Consider the following 2,810-nt stretch of genomic DNA (forward strand, 5'->3'; position numbering starts at 1 on the left):
CTGGCGGTCGGGCACCGGTCCGCCGCCGGCCGGCAGCGGCAGCGTGACGGGCGCGCCGAGTGCCCCGGCGCCGTCGACCGGGACGGCCGTGATCGACCCGGAGGTGTAGTTCGCCACGAGCACGACGCCGAGGTGCATCGCCGCGACGACGTGGCACGGGTCCGCCTCGCCGTGCTCGACGACGTCGACCGGCGTGATCGCGTCGCCGTCGAGCCGGAAGCTCGCGACCGAGCCGGAGGCGGCCTCGAACACGGCGAACACCAGCTCGCCGGATCGTGCGACGAACGACGGGTTCGAGGCCGCCGCCGACGTCACGATCCGCCATCGCCCGTCGGGCGAGCGCTCCGCGAGGTGCACCGAGGGCGCCGGTCCGTCGGGCGTGTACGACCCGAGGAGGAATCGCCGGGTGCGGGGCTCCATGCGCTCGGACATGGTTCAGACCCTAGTCGGCTCCCGATCCGTCGCCTGCTCGGCCGCCGCGGCGACCGGTCGCGCGACCGGCACGAGACGCGTGAGCTGGGTGACGTGCTTCGGCTCGAGCTCGTCGAGGGTCGCGACCTCGAGGAGCTTCATCGTGCGGACGATCTCGTTCCGCAGGATCTCGATGGCCCTGTCGACGCCCCGGCGACCGCCGGCCATCAGGCCGTAGAGGTACGCGCGGCCGACGAGCGTGAAGCGCGCCCCGAGCGCGATCGAGGCGACGATGTCGGCGCCCGACATGATGCCCGTGTCGAGGTGCACCTCCATGTCGCCGCCGACCTCGCGGACGACGTCGGGCAGCAGCAGGAACGGCACGGGCGCCCGGTCGAGCTGGCGGCCGCCGTGGTTGGAGAGCACGATGCCGTCGACGCCGCGGTCGGCGAGGAGCTTGGCGTCCTCGACGGTCTGCACGCCCTTGACGACGATCTTCCCCGGCCAGATCCCCCGGATCACGTCGAGGTCGTCGAACGAGATCGTCGGGTCCATCGCCGAGTCGAGGAGCTCGCCGACGGTGCCGCCGGTGGACGACAGCGAGGCGAACTCGAGCTTGGGGGTCGTGAGGAAGTTGATCCACCACGCCGGTCGGGGGATCGCGTTGACGACCGTGCCGAGCGTGAGCTGCGGCGGGATCGAGAAGCCGTTGCGCTTGTCGCGCAGTCGCGCGCCCGCGACGGGCGTGTCGACCGTGAAGAACAGGGTGTCGAAGCCGGCCGCGGCGGCGCGTTCGGCGAGGCCGTAGGAGATCTCGCGCTGCTTCATCACGTAGAGCTGGAACCAGTTGCGGCCGTTCGGGTTCGCGGCCTTGACGCCCTCGATCGAGGTCGTGCCGAGCGTCGACAGCGTGAAGGGGATGCCCGCTGCGCCGGCCGCACCCGCACCCGCCTCCTCGCCCTCGGTCTGCATCATGCGCGTGAAGCCCGTCGGCGCGATGCCGAACGGCAGGGCGCTCGGGCCGCCGAGCACCTCGCGGCTCGTGTCGACCTCGGGCACGTTCCGGAGGATCGAGGGATGGAACTCGATGTCGAGGAACGCCTGTCGCGCCCTGGCGAGCGAGATCTCGGCTTCGGCCGACCCCTCGGTGTAGTCGAACGGCGCCTTCGGCGTGCGGCGCTGGGCGATCGCTCGCAGGTCGGCGATCGTGAGCGCCTTCTCGAGGCGACGGTCGGTCGGGTTCAGGGTCGGCGTCTTGAACCTCATGAGCTCGGCGAGCTCGCGGGGGTTCGGCAACTGGCGCTGGACCATGCTGGTGCTCTCTTCCTACGGGAGTCGGGGGTCGGGCGAGATCTCGGCGTAGTAGCCCGAGATGTGGTCGTGGATCCGGGTGCGTGCGGCCGTGGCGTCCGCTGCCCGGATCGCGTCGAGCACGCCGCGGTGCTCGGCGCGAAGTCGCGCCGACGTGCCTGCCCAGTCGGCGATGCGCGCGTGCCCGGCGAGGGCGTAGCCCTCGATGCCGCTGCGCAGTCCGGCCATCGTCGCGGTGACGACCTGGTTGCCGGATGCCTCGGCGAGGGCGAGGTGGAAGGCGGCGTCGAGCGCGAGGAACTCGGCCGGGTCGAGGCCGGTGTCGTCCATGGCGTCGAGCAGTCGCTCGGCGGCGCCGAGGTCGGGTGCGGTCGCCGCGGCCAGGTCGCCGGCGACGTGCGCCTCGAGGAGCAGGCGAGTGGCGACGATGTCGTCGACGGGGAAGCCGTTCGCCGCGACCTGGAGTCGCATGAGCGCGCTCATGCCGCCGCCGGGCGTGGCGATGATGATCGCACCGGCGGTGGGCCCCGATCCCGCGTGGGTGCGGATGAGGCCGAGCACCTCGAGCACGCGAAGCGCCTCGCGCACGCTCGACCGGCCGACGCCGAGGTCGGTCGCGAGTTGGCGCTCGCCCGGCAGGCGGTCGCCGGGGGCGAGGTCGCCGTCGAGCAGCTTGCGCTCGAGGTGCTCGAGCACGGCCTGCCAGGCGCGCGGCTCGATCGATCGAGCCGATGCGTCGTCGCCCATGCCGTCTCCTCGCGCGCGCCCGGGCGGTGCCGCCGCGCCGGGCCTGTGGTCAGACCACAGGGTACCAGATGTGGTCAGACCACATATCGTGGGGCCTTTGGTCACTGGTCGAGGACGGAGATGTGCGCGACGCTTGGGGCATGAGCGGATACGCCGACCCGGAACGACCGCAGGAGCGACTGAGCGACGCCGAGCGCGAGGAGGCCGTCGGGCACCTCATGACGGCGCAGACCGAGGGTCGCCTGACCACGGCCGAGCTCGCGGACCGGTCCGCATCGGCGCGCGCCGCCGTGACGCGCGGCGACCTCGCGCCGCTGTTCGCCGACCTCCCGGCGGCCGCA

General features: G+C 72.7%; 4 protein-coding genes. 1 reads left to right on the plus strand and 3 read right to left on the minus strand.

What is annotated here, in order from left to right; translation table 11 throughout:
- The 3 genes from ESO86_RS14860 to ESO86_RS14870 all read right to left on the minus strand — a co-directional run.
- The coding region (locus ESO86_RS14860; RefSeq protein ID WP_165307941.1) for a lactonase family protein at positions 1 to 432 on the minus strand (432 nt) is incomplete at its 3' end.
- Positions 433 to 435: 3 nt separating this feature from the next.
- A complete protein-coding gene (locus ESO86_RS14865) occupies positions 436 to 1,722 on the minus strand; it encodes an alpha-hydroxy acid oxidase (RefSeq protein ID WP_129235683.1) in 1,287 nt (428 codons plus the stop codon).
- A 15-nt stretch (positions 1,723 to 1,737) separates the two neighbouring features.
- Positions 1,738 to 2,469 (minus strand): FadR/GntR family transcriptional regulator, encoded by a 732-nt coding sequence (locus tag ESO86_RS14870; protein ID WP_129235684.1) that lies wholly within the window; start codon positions 2,467 to 2,469, stop codon positions 1,738 to 1,740.
- A 140-nt stretch (positions 2,470 to 2,609) separates the two neighbouring features.
- Here ESO86_RS14870 and ESO86_RS14875 point away from each other — a divergent pair.
- Positions 2,610 to 2,810 (plus strand): DUF1707 SHOCT-like domain-containing protein (locus ESO86_RS14875; RefSeq protein ID WP_165307943.1); only part of this gene is annotated, 201 nt, incomplete at its 3' end.

The organism is Agromyces binzhouensis (assembly GCF_004135055.1).
Lineage (GTDB): Bacteria > Actinomycetota > Actinomycetes > Actinomycetales > Microbacteriaceae > Agromyces > Agromyces binzhouensis.